14 protein-coding genes are annotated in these 19248 nt (G+C 46.9%); 11 read left to right on the top strand and 3 right to left on the bottom strand.

All coding sequences use genetic code 11. The annotated features are described in order from the left end of the window. The first annotated feature begins 18 nt into the window (after window positions 1-18). From L0660_RS02780 to L0660_RS02825, 10 genes are all read left to right on the top strand, one after another. The gene (locus L0660_RS02780) at window positions 19-1458 is read left to right on the top strand and encodes a RagB/SusD family nutrient uptake outer membrane protein (RefSeq protein ID WP_235157701.1); all 1440 of its coding nucleotides are present in this window, start codon (window positions 19-21) and stop codon (window positions 1456-1458) included. A gap of 32 nt (window positions 1459-1490) precedes the next feature. Next, a complete protein-coding gene (locus L0660_RS02785) occupies window positions 1491-3152 on the top strand; it encodes an FAD-dependent oxidoreductase (RefSeq protein ID WP_235157704.1) in 1662 nt (553 codons plus the stop codon). Between the two features lie 121 nt (window positions 3153-3273). Beyond that, window positions 3274-4515 carry an MFS transporter gene (locus L0660_RS02790; RefSeq protein ID WP_233795450.1) on the top strand — a complete coding sequence of 414 codons (1242 nt, stop codon included), beginning with the start codon at window positions 3274-3276 and terminating at the stop codon, window positions 4513-4515. Between the two features lie 41 nt (window positions 4516-4556). Beyond that, a complete protein-coding gene (locus tag L0660_RS02795) occupies window positions 4557-5078 on the top strand; it encodes a gluconate 2-dehydrogenase subunit 3 family protein (RefSeq protein ID WP_235125355.1) in 522 nt (173 codons plus the stop codon). Window positions 5079-5107: 29 nt separating this feature from the next. Continuing rightward, on the top strand, window positions 5108-6820 hold the full coding sequence (locus tag L0660_RS02800; RefSeq protein WP_235157717.1) for a GMC oxidoreductase: 1713 nt from the start codon (window positions 5108-5110) through the stop codon (window positions 6818-6820). Between the two features lie 164 nt (window positions 6821-6984). Further along, window positions 6985-7650, top strand: coding sequence for an RNA polymerase sigma-70 factor (locus tag L0660_RS02805; protein ID WP_235157719.1), 666 nt, complete (start codon window positions 6985-6987; stop codon window positions 7648-7650). 54 nt (window positions 7651-7704) lie between these two features. Then, window positions 7705-8712, top strand: coding sequence for a FecR family protein (locus L0660_RS02810; RefSeq protein ID WP_233795454.1), 1008 nt, complete (start codon window positions 7705-7707; stop codon window positions 8710-8712). A 19-nt stretch (window positions 8713-8731) separates the two neighbouring features. Further along, the gene (locus L0660_RS02815; RefSeq protein WP_235157722.1) at window positions 8732-12205 is read left to right on the top strand and encodes a TonB-dependent receptor; all 3474 of its coding nucleotides are present in this window, start codon (window positions 8732-8734) and stop codon (window positions 12203-12205) included. Window positions 12206-12231: 26 nt separating this feature from the next. Continuing rightward, window positions 12232-13737: a RagB/SusD family nutrient uptake outer membrane protein gene (locus tag L0660_RS02820; RefSeq protein WP_235157729.1), complete on the top strand. Its 1506-nt coding sequence runs from the start codon at window positions 12232-12234 to the stop codon at window positions 13735-13737. A gap of 145 nt (window positions 13738-13882) precedes the next feature. Next, on the top strand, window positions 13883-14383 hold the full coding sequence (locus L0660_RS02825; RefSeq protein ID WP_235157732.1) for a hypothetical protein: 501 nt from the start codon (window positions 13883-13885) through the stop codon (window positions 14381-14383). A gap of 208 nt (window positions 14384-14591) precedes the next feature. On the opposite strand, the gene xylA is transcribed toward L0660_RS02825, so the two are convergent. The 3 genes from xylA to L0660_RS02840 all read right to left on the bottom strand — a co-directional run bounded on the left by xylA (window position 14592) and on the right by L0660_RS02840 (window position 18728). Further along, the gene (gene xylA / locus L0660_RS02830; RefSeq protein WP_233795458.1) at window positions 14592-15920 is read right to left on the bottom strand and encodes a xylose isomerase; all 1329 of its coding nucleotides are present in this window, start codon (window positions 15918-15920) and stop codon (window positions 14592-14594) included. 144 nt (window positions 15921-16064) lie between these two features. Continuing rightward, window positions 16065-18182, bottom strand: a complete 2118-nt coding sequence (locus L0660_RS02835; RefSeq protein WP_235157743.1) for a SurA N-terminal domain-containing protein — start codon at window positions 18180-18182, stop codon at window positions 16065-16067. 57 nt (window positions 18183-18239) lie between these two features. Continuing rightward, window positions 18240-18728, bottom strand: coding sequence for a hypothetical protein (locus L0660_RS02840; RefSeq protein ID WP_233795460.1), 489 nt, complete (start codon window positions 18726-18728; stop codon window positions 18240-18242). A gap of 156 nt (window positions 18729-18884) precedes the next feature. Here L0660_RS02840 and L0660_RS02845 point away from each other — a divergent pair, with 156 nt between their 5' ends. Then, entirely contained in the window at window positions 18885-19187 is a 303-nt protein-coding gene (locus L0660_RS02845; protein WP_233795461.1) for an SCP2 sterol-binding domain-containing protein, read from the top strand. Window positions 19188-19248 lie beyond the last annotated feature (61 nt).

Genomic DNA, 19248 nt, shown 5'->3' on the forward strand with positions numbered 1-19248 from the left:
CATTAAAATTTACCTGTAATGAAAAATATAGCTATCTGTTTAATACTCGCCCTTTCCCTCATGGCGTGTGAAGACGTTCTGAAAGAAGAGCCAAAATCACTGGCTGCGGAAGTTTTTTACAACACCCCGGACGAAGCACGCGCGGCGGTGAATGCCATTTACGGTCCTATGCGTGGCCCTAATGGTCTGAGCGTCAATTACCCGGCGCAGCAGGAGGGGTTGCCGGACTATGGAAATTCAAGAGGCAGCCAAACGCCCGTGAGCCTGTACCAGGGGCTGGACAATACGAACATTAACCGCGTTGGCGCAATCTGGGATGCCTTTTACCAGTCTATCCGTAATGCCAACATTGTGATCGATAATGTGCCGAAAGCGAAAGAAATTTCGGAAGGTGACATTGCCAAGTTTGTGGCAGAAGCCAAATATCTGCGTTCGCTGATCTATTTCGCAATGGTCCGCAACTGGGGCGGCGTTCCTTTGCGGACGGAGGCAAATATGACGCTTACCGACCTGAAACGCGCCAGCGTTGAGGAAGTGTATGATCTGATTTTGAGTGATGCATTGAACGCCGAGCAGTTTCTGCCTGATGCGCCGTCGGAAGTAGGACGTCCTACGAAATGGGCTGCGAAAACCTTGCTTTCGGAGATCTACATGTATCAGGAAAAATGGAAAGAATCCAGCGAACGGGCCAAAGAGGTGATCGCATCGGGAAAATATTCATTGGTGCCTGTGAGTGTTTCGGAAGATTTTCAAAAAATTTATGGTCCGGAAGTAGTATCCACTCCCGAAGAGATCTTTTACTTCAAATTCTCACGTCAGCAGGGTTTTGGACTGGTCGGCTACGCGCACCGTGCCATTGGGCCGTATCGTTACTATGGCCCGGGCGGCGTATATGCACAGTATACAGATTCGACTTCCAATTCTTTTATCAAAACCTGGGATATGAAAGATTTGCGTAAAGCCCACATCCTGTATAATGTAGACGTAGGCCTTGGCCCGAACACCTGCCTGTACCGGAAATTCCGCGATCCAGTGGCAACCGACGGCGGTGGAAATGACTATCCATGGTATCGCTATGCTGATCTATTGCTTTTCCACGCGGAAACCGCAGCCAGGGCCAATGGCGCGCCAACGGCCGAAGCATTGGAAAGTCTGAACAAAGTCCACCGCAGGGCTTACGGATATAATGCAGAAACTGTGTCACCAGTGGATTTCAAACTCGCAGGACAAACATTGACATCATTTATTGACCTCGTTGTGCGTGAGCGTGGCTACGAAACCATGTACGAAAGCAAGCGCTGGCTCGACCTGAAACGCCTGGGCATTGCCAAAAAGCGTATTAAGGAAGTGAAGAACATCGACATTGCCGACAAGCATATGATGTGGCCGATCCCAAATTCCGAATTGCTTTATAACAAGGCACTTGACCCTGCCAAAGACCAAAATCCAGGTTACTGATTTTTCCTATTCCCAACCAACAATTGATGAAAATGAATAAGTATTTGATTTATCTGATTGCATTCTTTTTAATCGCCGCCAGCCCTTCATGCTCTGAAAAGAAGAATGAAGAAGCAAAAGACGCCCTTACCGCGGACGTGATCATTTATGGAGGGACTTCCGCGGCGGTTACAGCTGCTGTTCAAGTGATTAAGTCTGGGAAAACAGTGCTCGTGGTTTCGCCGGACAAGCATTTGGGTGGACTTTCTGCGGGCGGCCTGGGATTCACGGATACCGGAAACAAATCCGTGATCGGGGGACTTGCAAGAGAATTTTACCACAGGTTATACCAGCATTACGACAAGCCCGAAGCCTGGAAATGGCAGAAAAAGGACGAATATGGCAACAAAGGCCAGGGAACTCCAGCGATGGATGGAGCTGAGCGCACCATGTGGATTTTCGAGCCGCACGCAGCTGAGCAGGTTTTTGAGGATTTTGTAAAAGAAAACAACATTAAGATCTACCGCGACGAGTGGCTGGACAGGGATAAAGGCGTTGAGAAAAAAGACGGCAAAATTGTTTCAATCAAAACACTTTCAGGTAAAACATTCGCAGGCAAAATGTTCATTGACGCCACTTATGAAGGTGATCTGATGGCATCGGCGGGCGTAAAATACCATGTGGGACGTGAGGCAAACAGCGTTTACAATGAAAAATGGAATGGTGTGCAGGCGGGCGTTTTCCAGCACGGACATTATTTCAAGAAAAACATCAGCCCGTACAAAGTGGAAGGCGACCCGAAAAGCGGCCTGTTGCCGTACATCAGCGACGAGCCGATTGCGGAAAACGGCTCGGGCGATAAAAAGATCCAGGCTTACTGCTTCCGTATGTGCCTTTCGTCAAATCCTGATAACCGCATTCCGTTCGAAAAACCGGAAGGTTATGACGTTGCCAATTACGAATTACTGGCCAGGGTTTACAAAGCAGGTTGGGACGAAACATTTGATAAATACGACCCGATTCCCAATAAAAAGACGGATACAAACAACCACGGCCCATTCAGCACCGATTTTATTGGTGAAAACTACGATTATCCGGAAGCAACCTACGAACGCAGAAAAGAGATCATTAAGGCGCATGAATTGTATCAGAAAGGCCTGATGTATTTCTTAACCAACGATCCCCGGGTGCCAGCAGATGTGCGTAAAGAGATGAGCAAGTGGGGTTTACCCAAGGACGAGTTCAAGGACAACGGCGGATGGCCGCACCAGATTTACGTGCGTGAAGCGCGCCGGATGATTTCGGCAACAGTGATGAACGAGAACCATACAATGGGCATCACACCTGTGGAGCAACCAGTCGGAATGGGCTCGTATGCACTGGATTCGCACAATGCGCAGCGTTATGTGAAAAAAGATGGCTATGTGCAAAACGAAGGGGACATTGGTGTGCACCCAAAATCGCCTTATAGCATTTCCTATGCCTCTATTGTGCCTAAAAAAGAGGAGTGTGAAAACTTGTTCGTTCCTGTGTGCCTTTCCAGCTCGCACATTGCCTATGGATCGATCCGTATGGAGCCTGTTTTCATGATTTTAGGACAAAGCGCAGCAGCGGCCGCCGTGCAGGCAATTGACACAAAAGTGGCCGTTCAGGACGTGGATTATGCGAAATTGAAAGAGCAGCTTTTAAAAGACAAACAGAAATTAGAATTGTAATATATTATTTTGTCAATTACATTTGCAGCCTAATTTTCGATGTATAAATGGTCAATAGCCGGGTGAAAATCCGGCTATTTATTTGAAACGATAACAACTCCTTAACCCGATATTAATCACAATGGCCACCATTACTGCTGAGCGATCAGACTTTTCCCATCTTTTTAGTGCCCCCGTCATTGTCGCTGCCCTTGGATATTTTGTTGATATATATGACCTGCTGCTTTTCGGGATTGTACGCTTGCCCAGCCTTGCCTCACTCGGTCTTTCGGAAACAGAAATTTCACTGACTGGTGCCAGCATCCTGAACTGGCAAATGACAGGTTTGCTGCTGGGCGGCATCCTATGGGGTGTGTTGGGGGACAAAAAAGGGCGCTTATCTGTGCTTTTTGGCTCCATTATTACTTATTCGCTTGCCAACATTGCCTGCGGTTTCGTGCAGGATCCTACTACTTACAAGCTTTTACGTTTTATAGCAGGCATCGGGCTCGCCGGTGAGCTGGGTGCCGGGATCACATTGGTTTCCGAAATTTTACCAAAACATTTACGTGCCATAGGCACATCGCTCGTTGCCGGAATTGGCCTTTTGGGCGCAGTAGTTGCCTATTTTACCGTAGAATATTTCGATTGGCGTTATGCCTATTTCATTGGCGGCGGACTGGGGATTTCGTTGCTGCTGCTGCGGATCGGCGTTTTTGAATCCGGTATTTTTAAGGATATCAAGAATCAAAAGCATGTTGAGAAAGGAAACTTCTTTGCGCTTTTTACCAATAAAGACCGGCTGATCCGTTATCTCAAATGCATCGGGATCGGGCTTCCTACCTGGTTTGTGATCGGGATCCTGGCCACATTCAGCAACGAATTCGGGAAAGCGCTGGGCCTGTCAGAAGTCGTAAAGCCCGGATTATCAATCATGTGGTGCTACGTTGGGTTGTCTATGGGTGACTTATGCAGTGGTTTTTTGAGTCATTGGCTGGAATCGCGTAAGAAGGCTGTATTTTATCTGATGATATTTACGTTAATATGGAGCGTCGTTTATTTGTATGCCGGAATTAAATCTGTGTCAACATTTTACGGCGTAGCAGGATTGCTGGGGTTTGGTATTGGTTACTGGGCCATGTTCGTCACCATTGGTGCTGAGCAGTTTGGGACCAATTTGAGAGCAACAGCAGCCACCACCGTGCCCAATATGGTGCGCGGGACCGTAGTGCTTATGACAACATTATTTGCTACTTTTAAAGACTCTTTTTCAGTCATTAACTCAGGAGCGCTGGTCGGAATCATATGCTTTGCGATAGGCCTTTTCTGCATTCTGACCATTCCAGAAACCCACGGCAGAGACCTTGACTTTCTGGAAGAATAAGCTTTCAAAAGCGTAACAACAACATTCAAAACATAAAAACAATGGAAAGACGCGTAGCGCTTAAAAGCATGGCATTGGCCATGGGCGCAATGGCGGGACTGCCTGCTTGGGCATCCGGATGGAGCAAGGGCACTTTGGAAAAAGGTACATTGCTTACAGCCGACCAGTCTAAAATATTGACCGGAATGGTGGAAACCATTATCCCAAAAACAGACACGCCGGGTGCAGGCGAACTGGGCGTAGGTGGTTTTGTTCAAAAAATGGTGACAGATTGCTACGATAGCAAAGCGCAGGCAAGCCTGAAAAGCGGCATTTCCAACCTGGACGAGCAGAGCATTCAGCGGTTTGGTAAATCATTTGCCGACGCAGGCAAAGATCAGCGCATGCAGCTTTTGCAGGATATGGACAAAGGCAGCGACGCAGGCCAGAAAGCGTTTTTAGGAATGGTTAAAAACCTGACGATTCAAGGTTATATGTCGTCGGAATATGTGATGACCAATCTGACCCATTATGAAATGATCCCGGCACGTTACCACGGCTGCGTTCCGGTTACAAAAGGCTAGGAGACCCCTTCCTATCTCACAAAAAAACTATGGCGAATTTTAATATTGACAGTAAAAAAGCCCGCACCTATGATGCCATCGTAATTGGCTCAGGAATCAGTGGCGGCTGGTCGGCGAAGGAGCTGACAGAAAAAGGTTTGAAAACATTGGTGCTGGAACGCGGCCGCGATGTGCAGCACATTAAGGACTATCCTACGACCAACATGATGCCGTGGGAATTCGAGCACCGCGAAAGGCTTCCGAAAGAAATTACCGACGCCAATCCGATTGCCAGCAGATGCTATAACTTCAAGGAATCTTCTGCGCACTTTTTTGCCAAGGACAATGAGCATCCATATGTGCAGGAAAAGCCGTTTGACTGGATCCGTGGCTATCAGGTTGGTGGCAAATCGCTGCTATGGGCTCGCCAGACGCAGCGTTGGAGCAAGTACGATTTTGAAGGACCGGCACGTGACAAGTTCGCCGTTGAATGGCCGATCGGTTACGACGACATTGCACCCTGGTACAGCCACGTGGAGAAATTTGCCGGCATAACCGGAAACAAAGACGGCATCGACACATTGCCGGATGGTGAATTCCTTGCTCCGCACGATCTGAACTGTGTTGAGAAATATTTCAAGGAATCGGTTTCAAAACAATACAAAGACCGCCACATTATCATCGGCCGCGCGGCGCACATTACCGACCCGCAGCAGATCCACCTCGATCAGGGACGCGCGAAATGTCAGCATAGGACCATTTGTGAGCGGGGATGTCCGTTCGGAGGCTATTTCAGCAGCAACTCGTCCACCATTCCCTGGGCTATGAAAACCGGGAATATGACATTGCGCCCGCATTCTGTCGTGCATTCGATTATTTATGACGACAAGAAGCAAAAGGCGAGCGGCGTTCGGGTTATCGATGCCAACACCAAGGAAACGATGGATTTTTATGCGGATATTATTTTTCTAAATGCAGCCGCATTGAACAGCAATCTTATTTTATTAAACTCCATATCATCACGCTTTCCGAATGGCCTGGGCAATGATAGCGGTGTGCTGGGCAAATACGTCGCCTTCCACAATTATCGCGCAAGCATTTCCGGCGAGTACGAAGGCTTCCTGGATTCAACAACTGAGGGACGACGCCCGAACAGCGGCTACATTCCAAGGTTCCGCAATGTGTACAAGCAGGAAACCGATTTCCTGAGAGGTTATGCAGCCGGTTTCGGCGCGAACCGCCAGACCTATAACGATCGGGACGGAATGGGCGAGTCGTTGAAAGCGGGACTTCTGGCTACAAAATATGGCAATTGGAGCGTGGGATCACACATGATGGGTGAAACCATTCCAAAAGAAAGCAATTACGTAGCGCTGGACCAGACGATGAAAGATCCTTTCGGCATGCCCCAGCTTAAAATTTCGGTTGGGTATGACGATAATGATGAGAAAATGATCAAGGATTACATTGAACAGGTCAGCGAGATGTTTACGCAAGCTGGTTTTAAGAATGTAAAATCACATGACGGACACAGAAATCCGGGGAATGACATTCATGAAATGGGCGGTGTACGAATGGGTAAGGACCCGAAAACGTCCATGCTGAACAAATTTAACCAGTTGCATGCCTGCAAAAATGTGTTCGTAACCGATGGCGCTTGTATGACTTCGACGTCTACACAAAATCCGTCGCTTACTTATATGGCCTTGTCCGCACGTGCCGTTGACCACGCAGTGAAGGAAATGAAGGCCAAGAATTTATAATCTTACGAAAGTATATTGCAAACCGCCACCTCACCGTGGCGGTTTTTTTACTGCCCTGAGGCTGCAAACGATATAATTAAAAAAAGTTTTAGTTTTTTCTAATTCAGACTAAGGGAATTCGAGTGCAATAAAGTCTTTTAATTATTACATAAAATAAAGACTCAATGCACGACCCTTTGCTTAACCCGGAACCAAAGCGCACAAGTACATTCGTGTCTCCTTTACAAGAAGGGAAGAGTAATGTCAATGAAATCGATTCAGCCGTTTTTTTAAAGGCAACATTTGAACAGGATCCTGGGAAAGGACTTGAACTATTGTTCCGGCGCTATTACAACCCGCTTTGCAGTCACGCAGTGCGGTTTGTCTACTCCAAGCAAATCGCGGAAGACCTGGTAAGTGAAGTGTTTTTCCAGTTCTACCGGACACGGGCTTACGAGAACATTACATCTTCCTATACAAGCTATCTTTTCCGGTGTGTGCGGAATGAATGCTATACGTATATGCGTAGAGAGTTCGGAAAAATGGCCTCACTGGAAGCGAGTGAAGAAAACACCATTTCAACTTACCATCAGCAGCCCGACGCTGAAATCCATTATAACAACCTTTTTCTGAAAGTGAATGAAGTAATTGCGCGCCTGCCGATGCAATGTCAGAAAGTGTTTTTACTGAGTCGCTTTGAGAATAAAAAATACCACGAAATCGCTGCTGAACTTCATATTTCGCCCAAGACGGTGGAAGTGCACATTTCAAAAGCTTTGAAACACCTTCGGCTGGCCCTGCGAGGCGAATGGATGATTTCTGCGGGATTAACGCTGGTAAGCTTCATTTAAAACCTGAATGTCATGTGTCAAAAGGACCGTGACAACTATTTCGAAACTAAAAACATGATGAAAAAAATTATATCAAAATACACGCTGTTCGAGTATTTGGCGGGTCGCGCCAATCCGCTGGAACGGCAGCTTGTAGAAGATTGGATACGGGAAAAAGATAATGAGGAGACATTCAGTCAATGGCTGATGGAATATGAAACGAAAAGCCCGCAATTTGTTCCGGATCAGGACGCCGCAATCAAATCCCTGCTGCATCGCCTGGAAACGGAGCCCGTTGAAGAATCTTCCAAAACATCGGTCGGCCACGTTCGTCCGAACTTCTTCTCGGCAAGGTCCAACAGTTTCTGGTTAATGGCGGCTTCGGTTACATTCGTTGTGGGATTTGGCTGGTGGTTTCGCGAACCCTTGCAGTATAAAACCTACCAAACCGCTTACGGCCAAACGACCGACGTATATCTCGAAGACGGCAGCCGCGTTGCGCTAAACTCAAACTCAAAGCTGAAAATCCCGCGGTTAGGATTTGACGACGAAGTAAGAAATGTGATTCTGGAAGGAGAAGCGGAATTTGCAGTAAGCCATACCATTGATGATAAGCGGTTTGTGGTAAAAACATCAGATGATTTTCAAGTGGAAGTGCTCGGGACAACATTCTCGGTGTTTGCCCGTCCTCGGGGAACCAAAGTAGCTTTAAAAAGTGGCAGCGTCCGTATTGACTATTCTCAGAACAATGAGCGTAAAGAAGTCATGATGGAACCAGGCGACATGGCAGTGGTAGATCCAGCCGGAGCTGTTCAGCTAGCCAAAAAGCAGGATACCAACACATTTGCGACCTGGAAAGAGCAGCGCTATGTTTTTAATTCCACATCAGTAAGGGATATTCTGGCCATGATCGATGAAAATTTCGGTCAGAAAGTAAAGCTTTCCCATGCAGAGATCGCGGAGCGGACCATTACAGGAAATTTCAAAACGAAGAATGCCGACGAGCTGTTGAAAACGGTTTCTGAGGTCCTCGACATGAAAATAGAGCAGAACGGCGATACCATCATTTTAAAAAACCAATAAATACCTAAATCAATTAACTATGAATATAACGCTATCAGCTAAGCAATGGGTAGCAATCGGGATTGTGCTGATGACGCAAACTTCTCTGGTTGCCCACTCACAGATTATCGCTTACGCTTCTATTCCCACGCGCCAGCATACCAGTTTCGGCCAGGAAATGAAGTTAAAGAATGTGCTGCTTGATTTGCAGAAACATTATGGGGTTGAGATTATTTTCGAGGACCGCCTGGTAAGGTCGGTTAATGTTGCTGTGGGCACATTGGATTTCAACCAGTCACTTGAAAAAAATCTGGGCTTATTGTTACAACAGAACGGTTTGACCTACAAAAGGACGCGGAAAAATACTTTTGTCATTACTGAAATCAGGACAAAAGACGCTGCTCCCGGCAAGCCAACATCCACAGACCAGGCTTTGCTGAACCAGCAGGCGCTGCTGACTTCATCAGGCACGCAAGCGGTGGCAGACAGGACGGTTAAAGGAAAAGTTTCGGACGAATCAGGCGGCGGACTCCCCGGCGTAAGCGTGGTTTTAAAAGGAACCCAACGCGGGACTTCAACCGGCGCCAATGGAGAATTTACATTGGATATTCCGGATGGCGGATCTCAGAATGTGCTTGTAATGAGCTTTGTAGGATATAAATCCCAGGAAGTAACAGTCGGAAGCCAGTCGGCGATTGATGTGACAATGTTACCTGACGAAAATGCGCTTGACGAGATCGTTGTTGTGGGTTATGGAACAGTGAAGAAATCGGACCTTACCGGCGCTGTTGGAACGATAAAAGGAGAAGTTTTACAGGAACGCCCTGCATCCTCCCTGAACCAGGGACTTTCGGGCCGCATTGCCGGTGTGAATGTGTCGTCCAACTCGGGTCGGCCAGGTGGGCGCGCGAATATTCGTATCCGTGGAGCAAGCTCGATTTCTGTTTCCAATAATCCGCTGTATGTGATCGACGGAGTCATTTTGAATGCAGTGGACCTTGCGAACGGAAGTACACCCATTGATTACATTAACCCGAACGACATTGCTTCCATTGAAGTTTTAAAAGATGCCTCTTCCACGGCTATTTATGGTGCCAGAGGTGCGAACGGGGTAATCCTTGTAACCACGAAGCGCGGAACATCCGGCGGCGGAAAAGTTACTTACGATACCGACTTTTCCATTGGTATAGCACCTAAAAAACTGCCAGTTTTGAATTCAAGAGAGTTTTTGGCAGTGGAAGAGCAGGCTTATGTCAATGCCGCAAAATTCGATCCGGTAGGCTGGGCGACAGGAACCAAATACACCGATCCTAAGCTGAAACGTACTAATCCGCTACTATTCGATGCCAGTGGTAACCCACTTTACGACACGGATTGGCAAGATGAAACATTCCAGAAAGCATTTACACAAAACCACCAGCTTGGCTTAACAGGCGGAAGTGAAAAAGGAAGCTACGGCGCATTCCTGAACTACCGGAATGAAAACGGGATCGTGCGCGAATCGTGGCAGAAACGGTTTGCAGGAAGATTTGTATTCGATAGCCAGATCAAAAGCTGGCTAAAAGTAGGAGGAACCCTGGGCTATACCGACCAAAACGAAAAGCAAATTGACCAGTTAGGCGGTGGAGGCATCACGGCTATGCGCCAGGTGCTGGAAGCTTTGCCGATTATCCCGGTTAAATATCCTGACGGAAGATGGGCGAGCAACAGGGATTATCCCGGAATGGAAGGCGGCGACAGTCCATTACGCGTAGGAGCGGAGCGGTTGTCCTACCTGAGAACCCAGACAATGCTTGGAAACATGTACGCAACAATAAGCCTGGCGCCAGGCCTGGATTTCCGCTCGACAATAGGAACCAATGTGATCAATCAGCGCGAGGACTATTTTGCTGCTGCGGGCTTGCAGTACATTTCAAATAATGGTGATGCCTCTGTTCAGAACAGACGTTTCAATTCATGGCAGTTTGAAAACTACTTGACCTATGTCCGGGATTTTGGGAAAATCCATTCCATTAATGCAATGCTGGGTTTGTCGTGGCAGCACGTGGACCGGTTTGAAAATCTTGCCAGGAGCCAGAATTTTACGGATACTTATTTTCAGTTCAATAACCTTGGAGCAGGAGCAACTGCACTGGCCCCAACTTCCAATGCGCAGGCTTATGGGCTCAACTCTTACTTTGCAAGGCTGAATTATAGCCTGATGGATAAATATCTGGTCACCTTCACAGGCCGGATCGATGGTTCTTCCAAATTCGGGGATGCCAACAGATATGCGTTCTTCCCATCGGCGGCACTTGCATGGCGCGTGTCCGAAGAAGAATTCCTGAAATCGAACGCGGCGATCTCCAACCTGAAAATCAGGGCGAGCTATGGCGCTACGGGTAACTCGGAAATCCCTGCTTACCGCGCATTGGCCGGTATGACCAACAATATCTCGAATGTGATCGATTATAGTGTGATTTTTGGGGGCAACCGCGCCATTGGCACGGGCATCAGCCGAATGTCGAACTCGAACCTGCAATGGGAGAAAACACAGCAGGTTGATTTGGGAATAGAACTGGGCTTGTTTTCAAACAGACTGAGCTTTGAACTGGACCTTTATCGGAGAAAAGTGAATGAAATGCTTCTTGATGCGCCACTTCCTTTAAGCAGTGGTTACAGCAGCATTTTTACCAATGTCGGAAGCATGGAAAACAAGGGGGTTGAGTTTGCAGTGAATTCTACCAACATTAAAGCGGGTGATTTCTCCTGGAATACCACCTTCAACATTTCTGTCAATAAAAACAAAGTGCTGGCATTGTCCGGTGGCAGTGACATTTTCTCGGGAGCCACGGTAATCCGGGTTGGTGAGCCGGTGGGTTCGTTTTTCGGAAGAGTGAACCAGGGAACATGGTCAACAGCAGAGGCAGATCTGGCAAAGAGTTACGGCGAGCTGCCGGGTGACGTGAAATACGCGGACCTGAACGAAGACGGAGCAATTAATGACCTGGACCGGGCGATCATCGGAAAAGGTATTCCGGACGGTTTCGGAACATTCCTGAACACCTTCCAGTACAAAGCCTGGTCGCTCACGGTGGATTTGCAATATATGTACGGAAACGACGTGCTGGACCGGAGTATCCACTCAGCAGAAGACAGACAAGGCATTGCCAACAGTTATAAAACAGTGCTGAACGCCTGGACAGAGACAAATCAGAATACGCCGATCGCGCAAGTGCGGCCGATCAATGCGGGTTACGACACCAACAACGACAGCCATAAAGTTACCGATGGTTCATTCATCCGCGGGCGCAACCTGTTGCTGGCCTACTCGTTCCCGGCGTCAACGGTCTCGAAGCTCAAACTGGACCGCCTGAGAATCTATGGCTCGATCCAGAACTTCTTCGTGACCACCAAATACAAAGGTTATGACCCGGAAGTTTCCAATTCAGGCTCACCATTTGACCAGGGATTTGGATTGTACGATTATCCGAAGCCAAGAGTGTTTATGCTCGGACTCAACATTGGTTTGTAAATCTTGACCTTTATTCGAATCATTATATGAATAGTATATCAAAAAAAATCGGACTGTTTACCACCGTGGTGAGTATGTTTTGGGCCACAGGTTGCAAGGATTTCCTGGATGAATCAGATCCCAGCAATTTTACAACCGACAGCTATTTTACTACCCCTGCACAGGGCCGTAGTGCAGTCAATTCTATTTATGCTAGTTTGCGCGAGCCTCTTTCAAGCGGATTTGGCGGCGGTGCCTGGATGATGACCGAATTTGCAACCGGACTGGCCGGGACGGATCTGGGGCAGGCTGTTAACAGCTATTTTGTTAAAGATCTGAGGAATACTTCTGATAACGGGTACAGCCAGACTTATTGGGCTGCCTATTACAGGGGCATAGCCAACGCCAATCTTTCCATCGAGAAAATACCCAATATCCCCGCTATTAACCCTGCTGAGGCCAAAATGCTCGTTGGTGAAGCAAGTTTCCTGAGAGCTTTTTATTATTTCAACCTGGTGCGCATGTTTGGCAACATTCCGCTGGTAACCAAGCCGGTGGATCTTACATCCGAGCAATTAAAGCCAACCGCCGCGGCTGCGGAGGATGTGTATAACCTGATTGTGGAGGATTTAAAGGTGGCGGAAGCATCCGGCTTGCCCTGGGCTGATGTTTCGGGAAAAGTGAGCATGGGTGCTGTGAAATCGCTGATGTCTCAGGTTTACCTTACTATGGCTGGTTTTCCATTGCAAAAAGGCGCTACTCATTATGCACTGGCAGCTGAAAAGGCTGGCGAAGTGATTGATTCGAAGCAATTCAAGCTTTTTGCTTCCTATGATGACCTTCACAACCCGGCTAAGAAAAATGTGGAGGAAAATATCTTTATGATCCAGTTCAGGACGCAGATCCTTCCGTCCAACTGGCAGGTGTCGATCATCCCTTACAACAAAAATATCTCACAGTATTCGGATGAAACGGGTGGAATTTACTCAACAGCGGATTTTGTGAAATCGTACGATGCGGCTGATTTGAGGATCAAGGAAAAGCAATTTTTCTACACCATATTCACCAACGAAACAGACCGGACCAAAGAAGTCGATCTTGGTGGATATTTTATTTACAAACATTTTGATAACGTAGCCCAAACCAGCACAGCCAACAGCGACCTGAACTGGCCTGTGATCCGCTACGCCGATGTTTTACTGACTTACGCGGAAGCTGCAAATGAAGCAACCGGGCCATCTGCCAAAGTTTTAGAAGCGGTTAATGCCATCAGGACACGCGCACAATTGCCTGCACTGACCGGTTTGGCGAAGGATAAATTGCGTGAAGCGATCTGGAAAGAGCGCTGGCACGAGCTGTGTTTCGAGAACATCACCTGGTTTGATATGGTAAGATTGCGGAAAGCATTCAATGTTAAAACCAAGACGTTTGAAAATTACGTAGGCCACAAATTTACTTATGGACCTACGGTAACAGAACGCGAACTGCTGTTCCCGATCCCCACCGCCGAAATCCGTAACAACACAAATCTGCGCCAGAACAACGGATATTAAGCAGTCAGAAACGTTACAATTCGTGTATTTAGGTTAATAGTTAAGCATATTAAAGGTGCAAGCCGCTGGAAATTTTTCAGCGGCTTCTTTGTTGCTGGCATTGTATTTTATCCGTTTGGACTATCATCACCAAATTTGATCTGATATGAAGAAGTTAACAAGAATCGTTTTCGCAAATTTTGCAATAGCCGCTGGCGCTTTGCTGGTAGGTTGCAACTCAGGAGCTGATAAAGACAGAAAAGAATTGGCAAACGCCGAAGAAAAAGCCCTGGAAACCGCCGACGAAGCCAGTCAGGAAATAGCCAACACTTCGGATACAACCGACATGGCCGATGCTAAGGAAGATCTGCTGGAAGCGAATGATAAATTAAACGAGAAGCAGCGCGATTACATGGCATCGCTCAAAAAAGAAGAATCCAGCTTACAGGAGCGCATTGCCAAGCTCAATGATAAAATAAAGTCCGCCGATGGAGACGCCAAAAAACGCCTCACAGCAAAAATGGATAAAGCAGTAAAAGAGCGCGACCTGTTACAGGCTAATATCCTGGAAATGGCAAAGCCTATGGAAGATAAAAGATTGGAGACAGTGCAGAAAGAGATTCAGCAACGGATCGTTGCTATTAATAAGGAGCTGAGTGAGGAGTGAGATGTTAGGTAGGACGGAAGCCATTTAGCCTGTCATGTAGCTTGTCAACCTGAGCGCCCATTAACACTGTCATGCTGAGCGCCCATTAACACTGTCATGCTGAGCGGAGCCGAAGCACGTTACCAAGTAGTAGCGCGCCTTCGTCTCCGCTCAGGCTGACAGGGCTTATACGGTGTAAGCTGACAGGGTCATAGCCCAGCCCTCATCCTTAGATAAACCGATTAATCAAGTTCTCCAAATATTCCTGCTTGCCAGAAATCGTTGCAGGCTCGCCTTTACCGGCAGCCAGATCAAACAGATCTTCCAGTTTCAGTTGTCCTTTTTCGAAGTCAGCGCCTTTTCCTCCGTCGAAGCTTGCGTAGCGGTCGGTGCGGATTTTGTCGTATTCTCCGTTTTGGATGATCTTGTCGGCAACGATCAATGCTCTTGCTACTGTGTCGATACCGCCGATGTGTGCGTGGAAAACGTCCTCTACATCGGTTGAGTTACGGCGACGTTTTGCATCGAAGTTGATTCCGCCGCCTTGCAATCCGCCGCCTTTCAGGATTACCAGCAATGCTTTGGTCCATTCAGCGAGGTCGTTCGGGAATTGGTCTGTATCCCATCCGTTTTGGTAATCACCACGGTTAGCGTCGATCGATCCCAAAATTCCTGCGTCAACAGCAACTTGTAGCTCGTGCTCGAATGTATGTCCCGCCAATGTAGCGTGGTTTACTTCCAGGTTCAATGCAAAGTCGCCTAGCAAGTCGTGCTGACGAAGGAAACCGATTACGGTTGCTGCATCATAGTCATACTGGTGTTTTGTAGGCTCGCAAGGTTTTGGTTCGATGAAGAATTTACCTTTGAAACCATTTGCACGTGCATAAGCCACAGACATTTTAAGCATCTGCGCAAAGTGCTCCTGCTCACGTTTCATGTCTGTATTCAGCAAAGTCATATAACCTTCGCGACCGCCCCAGAACACATAATTTTCTCCGCCTAGCGCGATTGTAGCGTCCAAAGCCATTTTTACCTGAGCGCCTGCGTGTGTAACCACATCGAAATCAGGGTTGGTAGAAGCGCCGTTCATGTAACGGTGATGGCTGAACAGGTTAGCAGTTCCCCAAAGCAATTTAACGCCGGATTCCTTTTGTTTCTGACCCAAATAGGCTGTCAATGCTTGCAAACGCTGTTCGTTTGTCTTCACATCGTCCTCATAATCAACAACGTCCAGATCGTGGAAGCAGTAGTAAGGGACACCTAATTTGGTAATAAATTCAAATGCAGCATCTGCTTTGTCTTTCGCGCGGTCAACGGCATCTGCTTTTTTGTCCCATGGGTAAAAAAGGGTAGGTCCGCCAAATGGGTCAAGGCCTGAACCGCAGAATGTATGCCAGTAAGCAACAGCAAAGCGAAGGTGATCTTTCATGCTTTTGCCTGCTATGATCCGGTTTTCGTCGTAGAAACGATAAGCCAGTGGATTGTCTGATTCAGGACCTTCAAATGCGATTTTCCCGATTCCTTTGAAATACTCCTGTTCTCCGAGTAAGATGCTCATTGTGATTTGTTCTTTATTAATAAGTGTAACATTGACATTTCATGCTGCAATACTATCACTTTTTTCTGAATTTTTTGCAGTGAAAATAAAAAGAGGAGCAGAAATGATTTCTGCTCCTCTTTTTTAAGAATTTTTTGAATCTAATCAAAAGAATTTCGCGCGGCGATCTTCGATTTTAGCGTTCTCGCGGATCGCTTCGTTTACAAGATAAGACATGCGGCTTTCCAGTGATTGCGTCAGCTGCGTTTTGTATTGCGTGTAATCCGCAACCCTAGGCGCCTCTGTTTTGCTAACCAGTTCCATAATGAAAACACCATTCTCACCCGTGAAAACATCTGATTTCTGACCTGGCTTCAAGCCGAATGCTTTACCCAATGCGATCGGATCAAATCCTGCGCTGGTTAAAAATCCTGTTGCAAGTGAAATATCCGTTGCGTTTTCAACCAATGCACCTGCGCCGTATTTGGCAGCGATAGCAGGAAGGTCGCCTGTTGCACCTTTCAGCTTTGCAGTGATTTGTTCTGCTTTGATCTGGTTACGAACCTTAGTAGTAAGCTCATCGCGGAAGTCAGCAACTTTTACATCCTTCGCGTCAGACTTGCCAACCAGCACAGCTACGATATATTGTTCCTCAGTTTCAAAAACAGGAGAAACCTCGTTAATGTCTGAATCATCTTTAAATGCCCATCTTACGATATCACGGCCGTTTTGAATGGCGTTAATGTTCGTTGCAGATTCAGGGATGCGGTTTGCGTTGGCTACAACCAATGCTTTGTTTTTCTTAACCGCTTCGTCAAAGTCAGTTTTCGTTTTAACCGTGTTTGCAAACTCATCCGCTTTTCTGTAAGCCTCATCACGTGTTGCCTGGCTTGGGGCAATCGTTTTTCCGATGGCTGCAATGCGGTACAATGTGTTTGATTTTGGATCAGTAACCTTGATAATGTGGAAACCAAACTGGCTCTCAACCAATCTTGGGATCAGGCCCGGAGCAGTTGCAGAGAACACAGCTTCTTCGAAAGGCTTCACCATTTGACCATTATTCTGGAAATAGCTCAGGTCACCACCACGCTGTGCAGACTGCGGGTCAGCGCTAGTTGTTGCTGCCAATGCTTCGAAATTAGCACCCGCACGGATTTGGGCAAGAATGCCTTCCGCCTTGGTACGGGCCGCAGCTTTTGCAGAGTCAGACTGGTTTTCAGCACGGATCAGGATGTGGCTGGCTCTTGCAGAAGCAACCGTATCCACGCGCGTTCCGCCATATTTGTATATATAATAAGTGTTGCCTTCGCGGTAAGGGCCATAAACGCCACCCGGAACGAATGTTTTTACGGCTTCTTTCAACTGATCGGACATGGTTCCCAATGACATATTGATTGGCAAAGGAATGTCTGAGTTCATAGCTGCGAAAGATGAATCGTTCTGCGCAGTGGCCAGGCCGCGGGCAAGTTCTTTAATTTCGCTGTATAAAGCAGCGCTGTCGTCTTTGGCAGGCTGGATCGGGAAAGTAACGTATTCGATTGAACGCGTATCGGTTCCTTTGTATTCCGAGCGGTGCGCGCTCAGATAATCTTCAAGTTGCTTGTCTGTAACTTTAATTGTGGTGTCCACAACCGAGAAATAAGGGACATACAAGTAACGCAGTGTTGCTTTGCTGTTTTGCGCCACATATTCTTTTTCAGCCAGTGCTTTCGGAATGTAAGTTGAAAGTCTGAGCATGTTTTCATATTTGGCACGTGTGCGCTCTTCACGAAGGCTTTTCTCAAAATTCTCCCAGGATTTTTGTTGTTCAACAGGAAGTGTTTTAAGATTTTTCAGATAGTTAACAACGGCGTTTTTATCAAATTTACCAGTGGTAGGATCAGAAAAAGCTTGTAGAATCGATGGGCTGATGTGGTTACCCTGAACCATTTCGACCAATTCCTGGTCGGTAACAGTGAGTCCAAGATCTTCAAATTCTTTTTTGTAGGCAATGTCGACTACAAACTGGTTCCAGGCCTGATCTCTCAGCGACGCCAGCTCATTTTCGTTCAGGCTGCGTCCTGACTGTGCTTCGTAATTCTGACGAAAGCCGTCCACGCGTGACTGGAAGTCTTTAATGTTGATTTCTTTGCCGGCGATTTCACCAACAGTCTGATCATTTCCCCCTCCAAGCATGGAATTTGGGCCCATTAAGTCGCCCCCCACCATAAAAAGAATTAAACTGATCGCGATAACCGTCACAGCGATCCCGGATTTTTCTCTGATTTTTGTAATTAAAGCCATTTTCTCGATTCAAATTAGTCCGCAAAATAAAATCTTTTCTTCGTGGAATGCAAGAGGTTATGCCGAATGCATGTGTTTCAAATTGAAAGCATACATAATTAGCATAAAAATACTGAAGAAGACCCCAGCCATGGATGTAATAACTCCTAACCAACCACCGATCAGAAACAGCGGCAAAAGAAAAGCAACGGCGATTCCGCCCATATATAAGAAGAAGCCCCTTTTATCCAGGTTCCACATTAAATAAGCCGCAAACAAGGACAGCGATTCAAAAATCAGCATAATGATCGCTCCCGTTTTAATGGACCCGGCAGTAGTTTGCTCGATCACCGCCTCGAACATTTTGTCCATGGTCTCCGTATCCGCAGTCGTTGCCTGATTTTCAAGGTTTTCACGCACGCCTTCAAATGTTTCACGTGTCTTGTCAGCCATGATTTCGGGGTTCCATAACCTTTCGGATTGTGTCCAGAGGCCGGACACGGAGCTCATAAAAGTCAGGATACATAATATGGTAAGAAATGTAGGACGGATTACTGGTTCACTCATTGGGTAGTAAATAATATCAGCAGGATTTTCTGATGATGCGTGTAAAATTTGTGGTTTTAGCTGAAAACACCAAAGCCATTTGAATATTCTTATAAGGGAACATACATTTGTCATTTTTAGTCCGAAAATAATTCAACAACCGAAAGACCAGCTTTTATGAGCCTACAAATTCTGACCGACCGTGTTAAAAATATCCTGGGAACCGACAGCGGCCTTAATGCAACCGTTAAGTTTAAAACCGAAGAAGGAAACGTATTTATAGACAGCAAATCAGTGCCTAACACGGTTTCCAATGATGACCTGGAAGCAGATTGCACATTTGAAGTTTCTACCAAGAATGCGCTCAAACTCATCGACGGCGACCTGAATGCCATGATGGCGTATATGACAGGCAAGCTTAAAATCGACGGTGATATGGGCGTAGCGATGCGCATCGCCGAAACTTTCGGGGGACGTTAGTAGTCTTCCGCAGCCAATTCCTTTTCATTTTTGACGGTTAATATTTATTCAAAACCTAAAT

This window comes from Dyadobacter sp. CY351, from assembly GCF_021502625.1.
Classification (GTDB): domain Bacteria; phylum Bacteroidota; class Bacteroidia; order Cytophagales; family Spirosomataceae; genus Dyadobacter; species Dyadobacter chenhuakuii.